Annotated in this window: 1 protein-coding gene; it reads right to left on the bottom strand. The window is 68.3% G+C overall.

The genetic code is table 11. From position 1 onward, the window contains the following. Positions 1 to 359: 359 nt before the first annotated feature. Complete coding sequence (locus tag EQG76_RS27905) at positions 360 to 1775, bottom strand: TolC family outer membrane protein (protein ID WP_159718340.1); 1416 nt, start codon at positions 1773 to 1775, stop codon at positions 360 to 362. Positions 1776 to 1987 lie beyond the last annotated feature (212 nt).

The raw sequence follows: 1987 nt of genomic DNA, 5'->3' as shown, positions 1-1987 counted from the left end.
TCGAGCCCCTGACTGAGGCAGTGGTGCCGATCCGTCAGTGCATCGGGCGACCGCGCAGACGCCCGGCCAAGCTACAACTTGCACTATAATCTGCTAGTGACCGCTGCCACTACATCACTTCAGAGCAAGTGCGGTTCCTTCGGTCGTGCACCCGCAAAAAAGTGCCGCCTGCTGTCCAGCGTTGACTGAGAACCTTCGTCTGTGAACACTCGCTGCGCAAGCTGTAGTTTATTCGGCCACTGCGGGACCGAGACGGGAGGTTGCTTTGGACGGCACGGCCGCATGACGATCTGCCGTTTGATGAGCAGCCGCCTGGAAGGATCATCCCGTTCGGAATTGGACCCCGCCTGAAGGTGCGTTCAATCACCGCCCAGGCCAAACAGCCGGACCCGCTCGATCTCGTAGTTGATCTCGGGGTTGTAGGGCTGGACCGGGAGGTCGAGGGAGGAGACGGTGAGCTGGCCCAGGGCCGCCTTGAGCTGGAAGCTGGCGGTGACGGCGGAAGCACGGGCTCGGACCAGGTTGGAGCGGGAGCGGAACAGGTCGTACTGGGCGTCCAGCACGTCCAGCACGGTGCGCAATCCGAGGTTGGATTCGCGCTCCACGCCGCGCAGCGCCAGCGCATTGGCTTCCGCTTCCATCTCGTAGGCGCCGATCGCCGAGCTGGCCGCGTCCACCGCGGTCCAGTAGGTGCGGATGTCGCGTCGGATCTGGTGGCCCACGGCTAGCCGCTGGTTCTCGAGCTGGCGCACCGTGTGCCTGGTTTCGCGGACCTGCGCCGCGGCGGCACCGCCCTGGAACAGGGGCACGGTCAGGGTGACGCCGACCTGGGCGCTCTGCTGGTCGTAGAAGGTCGGGTTCGGGTCGTTGGCGTAGTTGAGCTGGCCCACGAGGTCGATGCTCGGCAGCAGGCCGGCAAAGGCGGCGTCGGTGTCGGCGCGGGCGGCGTCCACTTCCAGGCCGGCGCGGCGGATGTCCGGGTTCAGCTCCGCCAGGGCATAGGCCGTGTCCAGATCGTCCGGCAGGTTCGCGATCGGTGCGGGATCGGCAAGGCGCTCGGGGAGCGGGCCGATGACCTGCTCGAACATGGCCTCGGAGCGGGCCAAGTCGGCGCGGGCCTGATCGCGGTCGGCGCTGGCGCGGGCCAGGCGGGAGCGGGCCTGGATCAGGTCGGTCTGGGCGACCTCGCCCAGCTCGAAGCGACGCTCCGTCGCCGCGAGCTGCCGCGTCAGCCGGTCGAGATTGGCCTGGGCCTCCCCGATCAGCAGCCGGTCGCGCCAGGTGGCGACATAGGCCGTGGCGGCGTTCAGCAGCACGTTCTGCTCGACGGACAAAAGGTTGGCCTGCCCGGCGCGCACCCGACGCTCTGCACCCTCAAGCCGCGCTTGGGTGCCGCCGCCGGCCCACAGGTTCTGCTTGAGCGCCAGCGTGGCGAAGGTGGCATCGGCGTCCTGGGTTTCCAGCAGCTCCTCGTACTGGGTGAAGTCGAAGCCGGGGGCGGAGGGGAACTCGAAGGCGCTCGTCTGCTTGCCGCGGGTAAGCTGGCCCTGCAGGGTCGCGGTGAGGCTCGGGTAATAGCCGGCGCGGGCCTGCGCCACCCGCGAATCGGTCGCGCGCAGTGCGGCGCGCTCGGCGGCGAGGTCCGGGTTGCTCAGGTAGGCCTCGACCAGGGCGGCATCGAGGGTCTGCTGGGCCGATGCGCTGCCTGTGCCCAGGTACAGGCCCAGCAGCAGGCTCAGCAGCAACGGGTTGGGGAACAGCCGCCGCTCGTTCATCGCCCGTCCATCGCCTGATCCGGTGAAGGGACAGGTGGAAACCAGCGAGCGGCCACAGTTCCAGTCGAAAACTCACCCTCGGACTGCGAATTTTCCGGATCAGAGCGCCAGATCGAGCCGCGCCAAGCCACGCACGATCACGCCGTCCTGCCGTTCCAGGCTGCGCACCTCCAGCCTCGGCAGCCGCCGGGCGATGGCGGCAAAGGTCAGTC

The sequence above is a fragment of the Geminicoccus flavidas genome (assembly GCF_009806515.1).
Lineage (GTDB): Bacteria > Pseudomonadota > Alphaproteobacteria > Geminicoccales > Geminicoccaceae > Geminicoccus > Geminicoccus flavidus.
This window is presented reverse-complemented; position numbering and strand designations above follow the sequence as displayed.

What these genes read in the sequence shown, in the direction of transcription:
- EQG76_RS27905 (WP_159718340.1), bottom strand. Translation starts at nt 1,775, where the DNA reads ATGAACGAGCGGCGGCTGTTCCCCAACCCGTTGCTGCTGAGCCTGCTG.